The 16,607-nt window shown below is 39.1% G+C and carries 14 protein-coding genes and 1 rRNA gene; 3 read left to right on the forward strand and 12 right to left on the reverse strand.

The genetic code is table 11. The features are described from left to right. From ACYVHJ_RS08590 to rpmH, 6 genes are all read right to left on the reverse strand, one after another. A 16S ribosomal RNA gene (locus tag ACYVHJ_RS08590) occupies positions 1-88 on the reverse strand; the annotation flags it as partial. Positions 89-518: 430 nt separating this feature from the next. Beyond that, on the reverse strand, positions 519-1,031 hold the full coding sequence (locus ACYVHJ_RS08595; protein WP_460514105.1) for a DUF2480 family protein: 513 nt from the start codon (positions 1,029-1,031) through the stop codon (positions 519-521). Beyond that, on the reverse strand, positions 1,028-1,717 hold the full coding sequence (tsaB, locus tag ACYVHJ_RS08600) for a tRNA threonylcarbamoyladenosine biosynthesis protein TsaB (RefSeq protein ID WP_460514107.1): 690 nt from the start codon (positions 1,715-1,717) through the stop codon (positions 1,028-1,030). Before tsaB ends, ACYVHJ_RS08595 begins: the two co-directional genes overlap by 4 nt. Positions 1,718-1,947: 230 nt before the next feature. Further along, a complete protein-coding gene (locus ACYVHJ_RS08605) occupies positions 1,948-3,609 on the reverse strand; it encodes a S41 family peptidase (protein WP_339903826.1) in 1,662 nt (553 codons plus the stop codon). Then, entirely contained in the window at positions 3,606-3,980 is a 375-nt protein-coding gene (rnpA, locus tag ACYVHJ_RS08610) for a ribonuclease P protein component (protein ID WP_460514110.1), read from the reverse strand. Before rnpA ends, ACYVHJ_RS08605 begins: the two co-directional genes overlap by 4 nt. Before the next feature lie 44 nt (positions 3,981-4,024). Further along, positions 4,025-4,183, reverse strand: coding sequence for a 50S ribosomal protein L34 (gene rpmH / locus ACYVHJ_RS08615; RefSeq protein ID WP_014019965.1), 159 nt, complete (start codon positions 4,181-4,183; stop codon positions 4,025-4,027). Between the two features lie 117 nt (positions 4,184-4,300). Here rpmH and ACYVHJ_RS08620 point away from each other — a divergent pair, with 117 nt between their 5' ends. Beyond that, a complete protein-coding gene (locus ACYVHJ_RS08620; RefSeq protein ID WP_460514112.1) occupies positions 4,301-5,944 on the forward strand; it encodes a M61 metallopeptidase family protein in 1,644 nt (547 codons plus the stop codon). A gap of 67 nt (positions 5,945-6,011) precedes the next feature. On the opposite strand, the gene ACYVHJ_RS08625 is transcribed toward ACYVHJ_RS08620, so the two are convergent. From ACYVHJ_RS08625 to ACYVHJ_RS08640, 4 genes are all read right to left on the reverse strand, one after another. Continuing rightward, complete coding sequence (locus ACYVHJ_RS08625) at positions 6,012-6,728, reverse strand: peptidase, M16 family protein (protein WP_460514114.1); 717 nt, start codon at positions 6,726-6,728, stop codon at positions 6,012-6,014. 17 nt (positions 6,729-6,745) lie between these two features. Then, entirely contained in the window at positions 6,746-8,794 is a 2,049-nt protein-coding gene (locus tag ACYVHJ_RS08630) for a M16 family metallopeptidase (protein WP_460514116.1), read from the reverse strand. Between the two features lie 19 nt (positions 8,795-8,813). Further along, the gene (locus ACYVHJ_RS08635; RefSeq protein ID WP_460514118.1) at positions 8,814-10,148 is read right to left on the reverse strand and encodes a M16 family metallopeptidase; all 1,335 of its coding nucleotides are present in this window, start codon (positions 10,146-10,148) and stop codon (positions 8,814-8,816) included. A 163-nt stretch (positions 10,149-10,311) separates the two neighbouring features. After that, a complete protein-coding gene (locus ACYVHJ_RS08640) occupies positions 10,312-10,758 on the reverse strand; it encodes a ferritin family protein (RefSeq protein ID WP_460514120.1) in 447 nt (148 codons plus the stop codon). 157 nt (positions 10,759-10,915) lie between these two features. Here ACYVHJ_RS08640 and ACYVHJ_RS08645 point away from each other — a divergent pair, with 157 nt between their 5' ends. Next, positions 10,916-12,124: a CehA/McbA family metallohydrolase domain-containing protein gene (locus tag ACYVHJ_RS08645; RefSeq protein ID WP_460514122.1), complete on the forward strand. Its 1,209-nt coding sequence runs from the start codon at positions 10,916-10,918 to the stop codon at positions 12,122-12,124. Positions 12,125-12,825: 701 nt separating this feature from the next. On the opposite strand, the gene ACYVHJ_RS08650 is transcribed toward ACYVHJ_RS08645, so the two are convergent. After that, positions 12,826-13,047, reverse strand: a complete 222-nt coding sequence (locus tag ACYVHJ_RS08650) for an addiction module protein (RefSeq protein WP_460514124.1) — start codon at positions 13,045-13,047, stop codon at positions 12,826-12,828. Between the two features lie 547 nt (positions 13,048-13,594). Next, complete coding sequence (locus tag ACYVHJ_RS08655) at positions 13,595-15,013, reverse strand: sulfatase (RefSeq protein ID WP_460514126.1); 1,419 nt, start codon at positions 15,011-15,013, stop codon at positions 13,595-13,597. A gap of 456 nt (positions 15,014-15,469) precedes the next feature. On the opposite strand from ACYVHJ_RS08655, the gene ACYVHJ_RS08660 reads away from it, so the two are divergent. Beyond that, the gene (locus ACYVHJ_RS08660) at positions 15,470-16,603 is read left to right on the forward strand and encodes a DUF4221 family protein (protein ID WP_460514128.1); all 1,134 of its coding nucleotides are present in this window, start codon (positions 15,470-15,472) and stop codon (positions 16,601-16,603) included. The last annotated feature ends 4 nt before the right edge of the window (positions 16,604-16,607 follow it).

Consider the following 16,607-nt stretch of genomic DNA (forward strand, 5'->3'; position numbering starts at 1 on the left):
CATCCCGAAAGATGAAATCCCGTACGACTTGCATGTATTAGGCCTGCCGCTAGCGTTCATCCTGAGCCAGGATCAAACTCTCCATTGTAAAGTTTGTTGTGATTCACAATCCCGAAAGATTGAAAAATCTATATTATTCTATATCCGAATTAAATCGAACCGTCAGGTTTTTAATTTTAACTATCTTACACTACTTCAAAGAACTTTTCTTGGACAACTTTTTTGCCCATTTGCTGTGTCTCATTCTCGCTTTTTGAAAGCTTGTTTTCGAAACAGGTTTGCAAATGTAAAACAAAATTTTGATGTTTTAAAACATTTGAGAGAAAATTTTAAATAAAATTTTATTCTCTTTTTTCAATTTTCAACAAAAGTTTGTTCGCTTTTTTGCCTTTTCCCGCGAGCGTCTCTCATTTGGGAATGCAAACATAGGGCTCTTTTATGAATATGCCAAACACTTATCTAAAATTATTGATGAATATCTTTTAACCTACTCAAAAACAGCCAGATATTTCTTCAATTTATTTTGCCCTTGGCCTTTTGTAAACCGGGACAGTACTGCAAGGCTCCCCAAACATTACACTTTTTGCCACATGCATTACCTTCTTGACAATCTCCCCATAGGCATAGTCAGGAATTGACAACTTCCCACAGCCTTTAATAACTACAGGCCTGTCTTCAAAATCCTTCACATCAAGCTTGTCGATGACATTGTATAAAAGATGCTTTTCTAAGTCTTCAATGCTACCTATTATCACCTCCTTCGCCACAGCCTGCAAATTTACCATGGCCAACATATACGCCCATTTAGGAATGATGGCATCAGTAGAACATGTAATCGCCACCAATTTGTCTTTATATAAAGACCAATCAAGATTTTTAAAGCTTTGGCGAAACTCTTTCTCTTTAACTACCAAACCTTGGAATAAAAATGGCTCCAAATCAAAAACTATTCGATCTCCAGCTAAATGATAGGTTTCCAAATCTATTGTGACAATAGGGCTATTGGCAACTCTGTTAATTATTTCACTCATGACAATAATGGGTTCTTCTTTGATTTTAAAACCATAAACTCCTTCAAGTAGTTCGGCTCAAAGTAGGCAATATCCACAAAATCCTTGTTCATAAATTTTCGGTAAGCCAATTTCCCCAAGCCTGAAGCAGAGTTAACCATATCAACGTACCTACCATTGGCGTGATTCAGGAAGGCTTCGGTCTTTTTATTGGCATTGCCCAGAAAATAGACCAATCCGGAATCCAAGAATTCATCAAAAACCCCCTCCTCTAAAATTACAGGTTTCAAAGGAACCAAGGTTCCCCCTTTTTCATCTAGCACCTTGGCATACACTTCCATTCGCCGCGCATCAATCATGGGCACAATAAAGGAACCCCTTTCAACTTGACCAACCAACCGAGCCGCAAGACCATCCAAACTATCCACGCCAATTAAAGGTAAATCATGGGCAAAGGCCAAGCCCTTTGCCGTCGAAACGCCTATACGCAGTCCGGTATAAGAACCGGGACCCTGTGCCACTGCTATGGCATCCAAACTCGCAGGGCTGTAATCAGCTTCTGCCAACAAACTTTTAATCAGTGGTACCAACTTGCTCCCATGCACATTGTCTTGATGCAATTCTGAGAGGGCAAGAAGCTCACCATCTTCATGAACTGCAACAGAACAAACAGCAATGGAGGTCTCTATAGAAAGGATTTTACTCATATATATATGTCGTATAAAAACTACATCATTATCACCAAAGTGGAAACCCTCAGCATGCTCCCATTGACGCTATGGAAAAACAAAAGGCTACATCTCGAAAATGCAGCCGATATTTGGCAAAGTAAGCTTAAGCGCCCACCATTTCAAATTCACTAACTATTGTATGGATTCCTTCAACAAGGCATTAACGCTTAACTCAATGATAGGGCTAAAGCTATTCTCGGCTGGCTTTACTTTGAAGGGCTCAGGTATGCTTCATATTGTTTAGCATCGGTAAAAACCTCTAAAGCACTTTCAATTTCCGGATCTTGGTCCAAAGAGGCTTCTATAACCCCCTTTTGATAATAATACCTGGAAACAATTTCATCTTTTAGGGCTTCTTTGATCTCATCTTTAAAGGTTATCAAATCCTGCTCTTTGCTATGGCTTACACTCTTTTTAAGCTTTTCAAGTTCTTCTTTGATGTCATCAAAATACTTTTCCTTTTCAGCGTATTTCTCCAGGTCCTCTATGGTTTTTTCAACCCTAGTAATGTAATCATATTCTTTATCCTGTAACCAATCTACAAAGGAAGCATACAATTCATCACTGACTTCAAATGATCTGGGAGTTGCTATGGAATCATTTTCCAAAGCAAACTCACTCACAAAACTAAAAACCAAACTTCGGGTAACTAGGCTATAGGTAATTGGAGCAAAACTTCTGGAGTCTAAAGCTACGTCTGGCTCTATCCCTGCCCCGTCAAATACAATCCGTCCGTTTTTGGTTTGAAATTCTTGCCGTAATGAATCAGGAACATAACTTCCATTTCCGTCTTCATCTTTTATACTGTAATCTATGGCCTGAATGCACCTGCCACTCGGTATATAGTATTTGGCTGTGGTCAATTTAACTTGAGAGTTGTAAGCCAAGGGAATCGTACTTTGAACCAATCCTTTGCCGAAAGAAGTCCTTCCCACCAATACAGCCCGGTCATAGTCTTGTAAAGCACCTGCTACAATTTCCGAGGCAGAAGCACTACGCTCATTGATCATCACTACAAGCGGAATCTCCTTATCTATAGGTGAAGACTTGGTTTTATATTCGGACAATACTTTATCCAATTTTCCGATGGTTTTAACTACCTCTTTATTTTTAGGAATAAATATATTAACCACATTTACCGCTTCCATTAATATCCCTCCGGGGTTGTCCCTTACATCTAGGATTAATTTTTTTGCCCCCTGGGCTTTCAAATCTTGCAGGGCCAAAGCCACATCTTGGGCAGCATTGGTAGTGAAATCACTTAACTTAATATAGCCGGTCTCTCCCTCCACCATGCCATAATATGGTACATTACTTATGACGATCTTCTTTCTGGTGAGCTTTACAGACAAGGTATCCACCCCTCTTTTGACTACTACGTTCACTTCCGTGTTGGCTGGGCCCTTAAGCAATTTAGAAATCTCACTGGTGTTCTTATTGATCACATTGACGGTATCTACTTGCAGTAGTTCATCGGCAACTTTCAAGCCTGAAACCTGTGCAGGAAAACCCTTATAAGGCATCATGATCATATTCTTGCCTAGGCGATTTCCTATCAGCGCACCAACTCCTCCATATTCACCGGTGGTTAAAACCCTAAAATCATCCGACTCCTCCTCTGGAATATACTCAGTGTAGGGATCAAGTTCGGCCAGCATGGCGTTGATCCCAATGGTCACCAATTCAGTTGGGTCGATTTCATCCACATAATAAGTATCAAGCTCCCTTACCAATGAAGCAAAAATATCCAGGTTCTTGGCCAGTTCAAAAAGCTTATCATTTTTGGGATAAAAAGAAAGCATCAAACCAGCTATTCCTACAACAGCAAGGCTAGTGAAAAGCCTTTTACGGGAAAAATAATTTTTCATTCTTGAGATGGTTTTGCTACAGGTAATTTTTTTAGGGTCTTAATGACCTTTGGTTGTATGTCATGAAAACCCATCAAATCCTTTGAAACGTAAATTAAGGCGATAAGTTTTTTTGACTCCTGTGTGGCAGGTAGAAGATGCTTGTTGAGACGGTAAGCTTCTTTAACTCTTCTTTTAATATAGTTTCTGTCTGTAGCATTTTTCAGCTTTCTTTTGGAAACAGATACCAATAATTGATTGTCAGTTACCCGCGAATCATCAAGATACAATACCTTGAAGGGATATAAAAAAAAAGAGGAACCTTTATCAAAAAGTTCCTTTATTAACTTTTTGGAATGTAATCTTTCTGCTTTTGAAAATTTACAATCCATAAAATAATGCTGAATAAATTATTCCATACAAATGCAATCGGGCATTATTTCTTAAGTGTCTTCTCAGAAGATACTGATAACTTATGTCTACCTTTAGCTCTTCTGGCTTTAAGTACTCTCCTGCCATTGGAAGTGGACATTCTCTCTCTGAAACCGTGCTTGTTTCTTCTTTTCCTGCGGGAAGGTTGAAATGTTCTTTTCATTATTGCTATATTTTAATCGCTTAATTCTCGTTTTTTAAAGGATTGCAAAGATAGAGAGGTTTTTTTTATTTACAAACCAGTGGCTTACTTTTGTTTAAGACCTTTTCAATACTATTCATGAAATATACCATAAGTACCCCCATACCCGCTTCACAAATTCTGGAAATTAAGCTGGAATTTATTTGCCAAAAAGAAGAAAAAATCCAGCTCCAATTGCCTGCATGGCGCCCCGGAAGATACGAAATAGCCAATTACGCCCAGTTTATCAGAAAATTGGAAGTGTCTGGGCCCGATGGAAAAATAGTGGCTGAAAAAGAAACAAAAGATGCTTGGGCATTTTTTGCCGCAGAAAATGGAAACTATAAAATTTCTTATTCTTTTCATGCCGCACAACTGGATGCTGGCGGCTCTTGGCTTGATCCTGAGCAAGTTTATATCAATTTTATCAACCTTTGTTTTTCCATTTCCGGTAGAGCAGATGAAAAAATAAAAGTGAAACTTGAGCTTCCGCAAAGTTATAAAGTTGCCTGCGCCTTGCCTTTGGAAGATGATAACACCTTATTGGCTAGCAATTATCAGGAACTGGTAGATAGCCCCTTTTTGGCTGCAGAAACCTTGCACCACAAAATCTATCAAGTGAAATCAAGCAATTTCCATGTTTGGGTGCATGGGGAAATTTATTTTGATTGGGACCCGGTTTTAGAGGAATTCAGCCATTTTACCGAAAAACAAATCGAAGACATGGGCGATTTTCCTGCAAAGGATTATCATTTTATCATTCACATGCTCCCTTTTCCCCATTATCATGGAGTGGAACACCAATTTTCCACAGTGATCACCCTTGGCCCTGACAGGTTATTTGCCAAAAAACAAGGCTTGGACAGATTGATGGGGATTTCTTCCCATGAACTTTATCATTTTTGGAACGTGTGCAGAATTCGACCAAAATCAATACTGCCTTATGATTTCTCAAGGGAAGCCTACCTGAAGGAGGGGCTTATCGCTGAAGGAGTAACAACCTTTATGGGGGATTTTTATTTGTTAAAATCAGGTTATTATACAGAGGAAAGGTATTTTGAAGTCTTAGAGAAATTGATGGAAAGAAGCTTTGAAAGCTTCGGCTGGCAGAATCAATCCATCGTAGACTCGAGCTGGGATCTTTGGCTGGATGGCTACAAAGCCGGCATTCCAGACAAAAAAGTCAGCATTTATACCCATGGGGCTCTCCTTGTATTGGCAATGGATATCATGCTTATGCAAAATGGTAAGCGAATGCACCAAGTCATGCGCAAGATGTGGGAGTACTATGGCAAAACAGGCATTGGTTATGAATTAAAGGATTTCGAACAGGCAGTGCTTGATTTCGCAGGTGATCGAGAAGATATGAAAAGATTTTTCGAACAGTATGTTCGGGATACAGGCAATTTGTTTGATTTGCTGCAAAACCTGCTACCCCGCATAGGTTTAAGTGTACAAAAAGGAGCTTCCAAAGCACCTTTGCAAAGTGACTTTGGGATAGTAACCGACCCAAATGGTCAACTGCTAAAAATCCATCCCAAATCACCGGCCTTCAAAAAGCTAATGATCAAAGATAAAATATTGTCCTATGAACCAACTGAGGAAGGACTGAAGCTAAAGGTGAAAAGATGGGGGAAAAACCTCAATATCAATTTACCTGCCGATGGCGAAATATTCTATGGAAGCTATAAAGTGAATAGCATAGGAAATTCATCGGCCTTCAGCCAGTTTATCAACCAATAAAAAGAGGGAAAAATCAAGAAGCTAATTCACAAATTAAAGTAAAGGGAAGGGGATTTAGCCCTTCTCTTTACTCAAACAAAGAATTGTCAAGCGTCTCATTTACCTGAATAGAAACTACATGTGTTTCCATAGGTACAGGAAGCATAGGATTAGAGATGGTTACTTTCATAGGAAACATTATCCCTTCCACCTCTTTATAGTCATCAAAAATTATATCTCCTGCTACTTCAGCGACCATCTTTAATTTTAGCCCGCTGGAAATACTGAAGTATTCCTTGCTTTCAAGCCCTGCAGAATTGGTCACCATTAAAGTGTAAGCCTCTTCCCCATTGATGGTAGCATTTTCGCCTCTGGTTACAGAAAATCCCATGTCCTCATAGTGCAATTCCGGAAAAGCATAGATATTTGTTTTAAGGGTTGCCAATTCATCCTCTGATAGGGTTTTGACTTGCCCCATCATGCTCATATAGCCCTCATCATCCTTCACAACAGTTTTTTGCATTACATTCCCATCTACTACCATCTGCTGCATTAGGCGCAAGCCTTCCATGTCTCTATTGGTGTCAATTTCAATTTTCATTCCTTGTATTTCTGCCTCCATCACCAATATTATGGTCTTAACAGCAGAAATTTTCTTAGCCCCTCCAATGGCATCAATATAATCATTAATGATTTCTTGAGGGGTTTTCTCCGGCACTGGCTCTGTTCTAAAAGTAGTGTGTGCATAGATACTTTGCGACACAGTCAAAAGAACAAATAACAAAATAAAAATAGACTTTCTCATTGATGGCATGTATATAATTAATTAAAATCTTCTTCAGTAACGGTCACATTCAATTCAACTTTATCTACTTGAGTTTCTAGGGGAACAGGTATCATAGGGCTATTAATGGATATTTTAACAGGAACCAATACACCATCAAATTCTTGGTATTCAAGGTAAGTCATGTCTCCTGAAAGTTGATTTTCACTTTTCAACTTCAAACCGGAATCTATGCTATAATAATTGATTACCTGCCCTCCGGTAGGATTTGAAACTATCACCTTATAGGCAGACTCTCCATCCATGTCCACAGCACCATCCAAGCTTAGGGTATAACCCATGTTCTCGTAATACAATTCAGGAATAAACCACAAAGAAGCCATTTTGACATCCTCATATTGCTCATCGGTTAATGTTTGAGAATTACCCATTGAGGTGACAGTAGCTTTGCCATCTTTTACCAATGTTTTGGAAGCAACATTCCCCATTACTATAACCTGTTGCGCCAAGCGTTGGTTTTCCATATCATGGATGGCCATCATTTCCAATTTTGTCCCTTGAACCTCAGCAGTCATTTCAAGCTTTGCCGTTTTGATCGCTTCAACCGCCGCTTCACCGCCCACTGCTTCTAAATAGCCTGCAATAACATCGGAGGCAGTTTTGCTGTCATCAGACAATTGAATTTCTTGAACTTCATCCCCCTTATAATTGTACATGGAGATTTCTCCAAATTGAGCCAATCCTTCTTTTATAGCTGCCCCATTCCCTACCACGGTAATGTACATATTTTCAGGCTTTAGATATTTGGCTGCGACTTGGTTGATGTCTTCAACGGTGAGTGCATCCAATCGTTGCAAGTAGCTACTGTAGAAATCATCCGGCAAATCATACCGATCGATATTGATAGCAAAGGTGGCAATGGTATTGGGATTTTCAAGCGATCTTCCAAACCTACCACTAAGGTTGGCTTTAGCCATGGCTAGTTCTTCGGCTGTAATGCCATTTTCCTTAAGGTTTCTAATTTCATAAATCATTTCATAAACAGAAGAGTCGGTAACCTCATTCCTTACAGAGGTACCTGCAGAAAACTTGGCAATTAACTTATCAGAGCCAAAGCTTGATCTGGCCCCATAAGTATAACCCTTGGTTTCCCGTAGATTCCCATTCAACCTGGAATTAAAGCCCTCTCCCAAAATAAAATTCATAACCCTGGTAGCCATATAGTCGGGATTAGTAAGGTGCATTTCAACCGGAAAGGCAATATTAATTACTGATTGAACAGCAGAGGATCGATCCAGAAGGGCCACTTTATTTTCTGTCGGAAGCTCAGGTTTTTGATAATCAAAATTAGGCACTTCTTCTTTCTCCCAAGAAGCAAAGTATTCGTTCACCAAAGATTTGGCTTCTTTTTCATCAATATCTCCCACAATCGCCAAGTACGCAATATTAGGTTTAAAGTAAGTCCGGTAATATCCCTTTACATCTTCTAAGTTTACATTTTCAACCGTTTCTTCAGTCATTGTTTCACCATAAGGATGCTCTTTACCATATACCAGGGCATTAGAGATCACTCCTGCCAAATAATCCGGATCATCCTTAGAAGAAGCCAAAGATGTTAGGGTTTGTTTTTTTAGCTTATCAAGCTCTTCTTGAGGAAAAATAGGGTTGTATAAAACATCTGTCATCAATTCAAGTACCTTTCCCTGATGCTTTTTCAAAGATGAAGCCGACAGGGAGGTGGACCCTGCGCCTAGAGAGGCACCAATAAAATCAATTTCCTCATCGAGTTCCTCTTTGGTTCTGGAGCTGGTCCCTGCCATCATCATGTCCCCCACAAAACCGGTTAGTCCGGCATTGTCTCCTTCAAATAAGGGATCCCTATTCAATATTAGATAAAATGCTACCCTCGGTAACTTATTATTTGGCACAACAAATACCTTTAGGCCATTGTCTAAGGTAAAAGTGGCAGGATCTGTAAATTCAATTTTTGGGGCCGGACCGGGAGGAGGTAAGACACTTCTATCAACTTGTGCCTGTGTTCCGAAGGTAATGAATGCAGCAAAAAGAAATATATATAAAGTCTTCATTTTTCTAGCTTTAGGGTTATTATTCGTTTTGAGCCGTTTCCTGTGGTTTAGGAAGGTAATACAATACCACTCTTCCATCCAGGGTCAAGTACTTATTGGCCACACGTTGTATGTCTTCCCTGCTTACTTTGCGGTATACTTCCAATTCTCTATTGATGTATTCAGTATCGCCATAAAATAAGTTTGCCTCTGCAAGGTTTTGGGCAATTCCTTCGATGGAGGAATTCTTGCTGACAAGGTCATTTTCAATAATATTCTGCAATTTCTGAAAATCCTTTTCAGAAATCCCTTCCTCCTGCACTTGCTTGATCAATACATCAATTTCGTTCTCAAGGTCCTCAGGTTCTACCCCCATATTGGCAATGCCATACATTATAAAAATACCTCCGTCTTCGAGATCAAGCGGTATAGCTGCCACTACCAAAGCCTTTTGCTGTTTGTCCACAAGCTCCTTAGTCATCAGCGAGGATTTCCCTCCTGTTAGATAAGTCGAGAGCATTTCCATGGCATAAGCATCCGGATGATTTTTTGGTGGTAAGTTGTAGGCCTGAATGATTGCCGGTATTTGGATATTGTCATAAATAATATCCCTGATCTCTTCGTCCTTTTTTGGCTCTTCTATGTCGGGCCTATAAATGGCTTTCTTTCCTTTAGGGATTTCAGAGAAGTATTTTCTAACCCATTCCTCAGTTTGCTTATAGTCAATATCCCCCGCAATGGTAAGGATTGCATTGTTTGGCACATAAAAATCTTTATAAAACTGCATAAACTCGTCGAGGCTTGCTGCATTCAAGTGATCCAAAGACCCAATGGGTGCCCATTGATAGGGGTGTTCACTATAAGCCCGTACCAAAGTTTCCGGTAAAATGGTCCCATAAGGCTGATTGTCATAGCGCTGGCGTTTTTCCTCTTTGACTACCTCTCTTTGGGTTTCAAGGCCTACTTCATCAATTTTCGCATGCAACATGCGCTCGCTTTCCAGGTAAAGTGAGAGCTCAAGATAATTGGAAGGCATTAGTTCATAGTAGTAGGTGATGTCATTGCTGGTAAAAGCATTCAGTGCACCTCCGTTGCCTTCAACCAAGTCTGTATATTCCCCCCTATCGATATTCTCTGATCCCTCAAAAAGTAGGTGCTCAAAGAAATGGGCAAAACCTGTACGCTCAGGATCCTCATTTTTGGAGCCTACGTGATACATCACAGAAGTCACGACTATGGGCGTTTTATTGTCTTTGTGCATGATTACCTTAAGCCCATTGTCTAAGGTGAATTCCCTAAAATCAATCTTTGTCTGGCTATAAGCTGTTGTTTGTACCAGAAACATACAGACCAACCAAATTAAATGCTTTTTCATAGGTTTATTTTTAAAGTAAAATTGCTGTAACCACTATCAATTCTATGCGTTTATTTGTATCGACTCGGAACTATTCATGCTTTTTATCTTAAAAGATGCAAATAATCCAAAAGATAATTTAGCAAACACTCATTTAAATAAAATTTAACTTTTATTTAAACACTTAGGATTTTACCTGCTCTACTAACGCTTTTATGGCAGTAAGGTTTTTTTCGTTGTGAGCCTCCAAAGCTGCATAAAAAGTTTCAGATACAAGTTCAGGGTTTCTTAACAATACTCCGAATTCATCCACCCGTTTTTTCTCTTCTTCAAGACAATATTTGGCTATTTCCTTGGTATTGTCGTGATCCAAGGAAGTTTTGAAATTGTTCCAAGACCTTGAAAATAAACTCATTAAACTCCCTTCCTCTACTGGAATTCCTTCCAAAAGGTAAATCTCCTCTTTGATCGCATCTCTCAAAACCAGCTTTTCCTTGGCGCGCTCAATAAAAAAATCCTTTATTGAGCCTTCTTCCACATTTCTGGCAGCATCCTTGTAACTTTTTATACCATCGTAAGTATTTTTAAGAAGCAGATTCAGGTATTTAATTAACTTAGTTTGATTGGCCATATAAATTTTAAAATGCACGTTTGAAAGGTTAAATATATCAAAATGCTTTTATCCCTCCTATCAGACGGTAGATTAGCTTTGGCTCCTATTTGATTTTAGGCTTGCAATGAATATATTGCTCAAGCTTAATATCAAAAACCTCTAGCCACCAAACCAAATGAAAGCCTTTTCAATACCGGTAACACTTATCTGCTTTAGTTTCTTTTTTATTTTTTCCTGTACACAAAAAACAAGCCAAGAAGCATCTGGCAAAAAGTGGTACAAAGGCAATCTGCATACCCATTCTTATTGGAGTGATGGGGATGAGTTTCCGGAGGTAATCATGAAGTGGTACAAAGATCAGGGGTATCAATTCGTTGCACTGTCTGATCACAATATCTTCCAAGAAGGTGAAAAATGGAAATCCATTAAATCCGACAGTCTATATAGAAATGCTTTCCAGAACTACCTTACAGAGTACGGTGAGGAATGGGTAGAATATGTTCAGGAGGAAGAAGAGCTGAAAGTAAAATTGAAGACCTTCGAAGAATATGGCCCTCGCTATGAGGAAAAAGAAAAATTCATCATGATCCCTGCTCAGGAAATCACTGCCGGTTTTGAAGGAAAACCCTTACACCTCAACCTTACCAATTTGGAAAGATTAATCGCTCCAAGAGAGGGCGGCAGTGTAGTTGAAGTGCTTCAGAACAATATCAATGCGGTATTGGAGCAAAGAAAAGCCTCCGGCAAACCAATGATGGTGCATATCAATCATCCAAACTTCCATTGGGCCATTACTCTTGAAGATATGGTTCGATTAAAAGGCGAACGATTTTTTGAAATTTACAATGGTCATCCTGCAGTTAATAATTTAGGGGATTCCACCAGGATGGGTTATGAAGCCATGTGGGATTTTATCAATATCGCCTACTTGGAAAAAGGCCAACCATTGATTTTTGGCTTGGCAACAGATGACAGCCACAGTTATCACAAACAAGGCGCAAAATTCAGTAATGCCGGTAGAGGATGGGTAGTTGTTGAGGCAGATTCATTGGAAGCCGGCACTTTAGTAGAAGCTATGGAAAGAGGCGACTTTTATGCCTCCACAGGCGTGAAATTGGAAAAACTAAGCTATGCTAACAATGTGTTGGAGGTTGCGGCCCTTCCTAAAGAGGGGGTAAATTATACCTTGGAGTTTATTGGCTGTAAAGAAGGTGAAAAAGACACTCAGGTATTGAAGACCGTTGAAGGCAATACCGGATCCTTTGAACTAAGTGCAGATCTACTTTTCGTTAGGTGCAAGATCACTTCTTCTGAACCCCAACACAACCCGGTTGAAAATATGAAAAACCAACTGGCATGGACCCAGCCGGTAAGGCCTGAGTAGAATTGAAAGCACATTAAACCAGCCCTTTGGTTATTTATAATTCAGTCTTAAAGCGAATTGCTGAAAATTTCTGATATAAAGGAGTAGATGCAATCTACTCCTAGTGTCCACTTTTATGAAAGTTGAGAATTTTCGTAATTTTGGGTGACCAGCCTAGAGTAGGCTCTCGAGAAGGCGCTAAGATTTTGAAAATACTTCTTTGCGACTCCGCGACTCTGCGTGCAGCTTTCAACGTTTACTTTATTCATGATCCTCGCAAAGGCGCTAAGACGCTAAGGTTTTGAAAACCCTTTCTATGGCTCCGCAATTCTGTGCGAAACTATTAACATTTATTTTAATTTTCGGAAAGTATGAAACTTGAAAACTTTCGTCATTTTAGGTCTAATGTTACGCTTCCCTAAACTTAGACCAGATTGGGAACTTTGCTGAAATCATCTTTTGCTTTTCCAGACCCTAGGATCTCTACTAGTATGGGTAACTGCTATAACAATAATGAATTTGGTATGGAAACTTATCGACCAATATATTTCTAACATCTCTATATCCAACCTGACATTGAAACGGATAATTACTGATGTAATTCAGTCTTGTTTTTAAAGATTTATAAAAACGACTACCTAGGCCTTGCCTTTTTTCATTGTACCATTTAATGATTTCTTTGATGTCCAAACTAGCCTCACTGAGTAGCTTTACCTTATAGCTCATTGGCCATTTTCAATATCCTTCATCACATCATTCCAATCCAATACCTTGCTGGGATCTTTTTCATAGGAAGCTATTCGCTCATCCAACAATGCTTTATGAGCCTTACTTAAACCTTCTTCTTGTCTATCTTTATAAGCCTGCATTTGTTCAAGTACTTTTCGATCATCTAGCTTTGTGATCCAATGGATTAGGTCCACTTTTATTGATTGAATATCCATTTTGTTCCTGTTTATTTATTCCACTAAGTTAATAAAAATTTTGTTGAGTTAAATTTTCGTGTTCCTAACAATGAATCGTCATTTTAGGTCTAATGTTACACTTCGTTAAACTTAGACCAGATTGGGAGCTAAGATTTTTATAATACTTCTTTGCGACTCCGCGACTCTGCGTGCAGCTTTCAACGTTTACTTTGTGCGTGATCCTCGCAAAGGCGCTAAGACGCTAAGGTTTTGAAAACCCTTTCTATGGCTCCGCAATTCTGTGCGAAACTCTTAACGTTTATTTTAATCTTGGGAAAGAATGAAAGTTGAAAACTTTTGTCATTTTAGGTCTAATGTTACACTTCGTTAAACTTAGACCAGATTGGGAGCTAAGATTTTTATAATACTTCTTTGCGACTCCGCGACTCTGCGTGCAGCTTTCAACGTTTACTTTGTGGGTGATCCTCGCAAAGGCGCTAAGACGCTAAGGTTTTGAAAATCCTTTCTGTGGCTTCTCTAAACTTAGACCAGACGGGGTACCGCAGCCTACTTGAAAATTGCTATTTTAATTGGACCTATAATCAGGATTGTAATTGGGGTTTTCGGTATGTAGTATCGGATTAAAGTCCATCAACCATTCTTTAAAGGATCCTTTCATCTCCTTCACTTTCTGAACATCCACTCCACTCAAATCATTGGTTTCGCCTATGTCTTTAGAAAGATCAAACAACTCCACGGATGGAGGATCATAGTATTCTACCAATTTATAATCTCCTACGCGTATGGCATACCCGGGCATTTTGGCTTGGGGACTGTAATGTGGATAATACCAACAGAGTTTGTCACGATTCAATTTACCTTTCCCTGTCAATAATGGAAGCAAAGAAAAACCATCTATGTCCGCGTTGTCAATGCTTAAACCTGCCATTTCAACAATGGTCGGAAGCATATCATCCGTAATCACAGGTACATTACTTGTACTGTTTGGTTTAACATTACCCGGCCATTTGATTACCAATGGCACCCTGATACCCCCTTCATAAATATAACCTTTGCCTTCTCTGAGTGGGGCATTGTTGGTCACCCTACCTTCACCTCCATTGTCACTTCCCAAGATAACGATGGTATTTTTGTCCAGGCCAAGTGAGTCCAAGGACTTCAATAACCTTCCGAAATTCCAGTCCATATTCTCTATCATGGCTGCATAAATCGCATTCTTTTGCTCCTTTTGCCCTTCTAACTTCAATTCATATTTATTCACCAGGGAATCAGGCGCCTCTAAAGGGGTATGCACGGCATAATGGGAAAGGTATAAAAAGAAGGGCCCCTCTTTATTCTTATCTATAAAATTAATGGCTTCATCGGTAAGCCTGTTGGTTAAATATTGCCCTTCTTCTCTATTGTCCAGGTTCTTTATGACAGGGTTCCAGCTTTTCTCCGATTCAAATGGCCCCCAATGGGTAGGAGGACTGCCATGTTCATATCCAGCAATGTTAATAGCAAATCCCTGATTTTTAGGGAAGTACTTTTCTTCTTCCCCAACATGCCACTTACCTATGCTAGCCGAGGTATAGCCTAACTGAAGCAAAATTTCAGGAATCATTTTTTCTTCAAGCGAAACGTGCATATAATCATCTGGGGGGATAATCCTTCCTTCCTCCGGATACCTATGTTTACCAATGGCAGTGATATGTCCGGTAAAACCAATGTTCGCAGGGTTTTTACCGGTCAATATACTGGCTCGAGAAGGAGAACAAACCGGACTTGCAGAATAAGCAGCTGTAAACTTCATCCCTTGGGCCCTTAACTGGTCAATATTTGGCGTTTCGTAGAATTCACTGCCATAGCAGCCCAGGTCTTTCCAACCCAGATCATCTATCAGGATATATACAATATTGGGAGGCCGCTCCTGAGCCAATAGATTGGAATGAATGCTTGGTAGCAAAAGGTAAATTACACTCAAAAAAAACTTTGAATTACTCATATATAATCTTTAGAACAGAAATACAATTGATTCGAGCTTATTGAATGCTCCCTTCTGGTCGAAGCTTAAGGGTTAGCAATAACTTTAAACCTACAAAGACGAAAGTTTTCAACTTAAGAAAATATCCTTATCAAGTTGCCTTTGGTTTAAAATTCGAGATCTTTTTTCTATTCTCAAAACCTAATTGCAAATTCAATTAGAATTTAACTTGAAAGCACAATTTCCAAACAGTTAAATATCTACCTCAAACAATTAAATACTGTCATAGACTATGGGAGGGAAATGGAAGCTTGCTAGTTTTTCTGGATTAGCTCGAGTTGGGAAAGTTGAAAGCTTTCAGTATTTTAGGCGTAAATTATGCTCAATTAACTTAGACTAAACTGGGGTTTTTAAGCAGAATAAGCTTTTAACCCGCTTATTTTTTCTTTAATTTTTTCCCTCAATCCAATAACCCCTATGAAACAATTCTTTTACGCTTTAATTTTTTTCTTTTTGTGGGCATGTGGATCAGGCAATTCTTCAAGTGAAAATGCGATAGTTTCGGATTTGAATTTCAAACTTGATACCCTTTTAATCGATCCAGGAAATGAATTTCTTTACTTAAATGCCGGACTTCGGGTGGCAGCACTTGATGAAAGAAAGGAATACTTGTATAATTTTAACCCAAATGATTATACCCTCGAAAAAATTGACCTGGACAAAGGGATTTTGGCCGAAAAACTTCCTTTTGAAAAGGAAGGACCCGATGGAGTAGGCGAGATGGTTTTTGGAATGAATCTCATTTCCTCCAACTCCATTGCTTTTACGGGCTATATCAAAGTTAGGTTATTCAATTTGGAAGGAGATAAAATAAGTGAATTTGCCTTTAATGATAGAGCATTTTCCGGAGATAAGATGGCAGAAAGTGAAAGTTTTCAATTTTTAAGTAACCGGATGGTAGATTTTCACACCATGATAGGCTTGCTACGAGATAATAGTGAGAAAACCTATGCCTTGGGCATTTTGAATACAGACAATCAATCCCTCACTAAGGTACCTTTACCTCTTGAAACATTAGAAAATTTTCGATTTAGGTTAAGTAGTCCTTCCAGCGTCCAAATGTCCTTTCCAACTGTAACGATCAGTAAGCACCAAAAAAGTTATATTATCAGCAATGATATTTCAAACAGTATTTTGCTTTATGAAAAAGACAGCCTGTTCCAGGTCGATTACCAGAGTAAATTGACTGCTGATAAAAAAACAGGGAAATACAACCAAGATTTTGAAAATGAAGAGGCGTTTAAGCAAACATCCTTAGACATGCGTAGGGAGATTAATTTTATGGCTCCCCTTTGGGATGAAGAGAAGCAGCTGTTTTACCGGTTTTCCCATAAAATCATCAAAATAGGAAAGGATTTAGAAAACTATGAGGATATGGAATCAGCCGTGTACCTAACTGTTTTTGACCCTGATTTTAATGTGGTTGCAGCGTCTCTTGTTGAAGCGCTAAATACACCACCTGCCTACCATTTTGCCAAAAACGGTAAAATTTGGATGTATATAAATAGGCAAGATGAAATGGGGTTTGTGCGGTTAACTGTGGGTTTTTAGTAAA

The sequence above is a fragment of the Cyclobacterium sediminis genome (assembly GCF_054781075.1).

Bases quoted from the DNA above. Each gene is read 5' to 3' on its own strand.
- ACYVHJ_RS08595 (WP_460514105.1), bottom strand. From the start codon at position 1,031: ATGAGTGAAATAATTAACAGAGTTGCCAATAGCCCTATTGTCACAATA.
- tsaB (WP_460514107.1), bottom strand. From the start codon at position 1,717: ATGAGTAAAATCCTTTCTATAGAGACCTCCATTGCTGTTTGTTCTGTT.
- ACYVHJ_RS08605 (WP_339903826.1), bottom strand. From the start codon at position 3,609: ATGAAAAATTATTTTTCCCGTAAAAGGCTTTTCACTAGCCTTGCTGTT.
- rnpA (WP_460514110.1), bottom strand. From the start codon at position 3,980: ATGGATTGTAAATTTTCAAAAGCAGAAAGATTACATTCCAAAAAGTTA.
- rpmH (WP_014019965.1), bottom strand. From the start codon at position 4,183: ATGAAAAGAACATTTCAACCTTCCCGCAGGAAAAGAAGAAACAAGCAC.
- ACYVHJ_RS08620 (WP_460514112.1), top strand. From the start codon at position 4,301: ATGAAATATACCATAAGTACCCCCATACCCGCTTCACAAATTCTGGAA.
- ACYVHJ_RS08625 (WP_460514114.1), bottom strand. From the start codon at position 6,728: ATGAGAAAGTCTATTTTTATTTTGTTATTTGTTCTTTTGACTGTGTCG.
- ACYVHJ_RS08630 (WP_460514116.1), bottom strand. From the start codon at position 8,794: ATGAAGACTTTATATATATTTCTTTTTGCTGCATTCATTACCTTCGGA.
- ACYVHJ_RS08635 (WP_460514118.1), bottom strand. From the start codon at position 10,148: ATGAAAAAGCATTTAATTTGGTTGGTCTGTATGTTTCTGGTACAAACA.
- ACYVHJ_RS08640 (WP_460514120.1), bottom strand. From the start codon at position 10,758: ATGGCCAATCAAACTAAGTTAATTAAATACCTGAATCTGCTTCTTAAA.
- ACYVHJ_RS08645 (WP_460514122.1), top strand. From the start codon at position 10,916: ATGAAAGCCTTTTCAATACCGGTAACACTTATCTGCTTTAGTTTCTTT.
- ACYVHJ_RS08650 (WP_460514124.1), bottom strand. From the start codon at position 13,047: ATGGATATTCAATCAATAAAAGTGGACCTAATCCATTGGATCACAAAG.
- ACYVHJ_RS08655 (WP_460514126.1), bottom strand. From the start codon at position 15,013: ATGAGTAATTCAAAGTTTTTTTTGAGTGTAATTTACCTTTTGCTACCA.
- ACYVHJ_RS08660 (WP_460514128.1), top strand. From the start codon at position 15,470: ATGAAACAATTCTTTTACGCTTTAATTTTTTTCTTTTTGTGGGCATGT.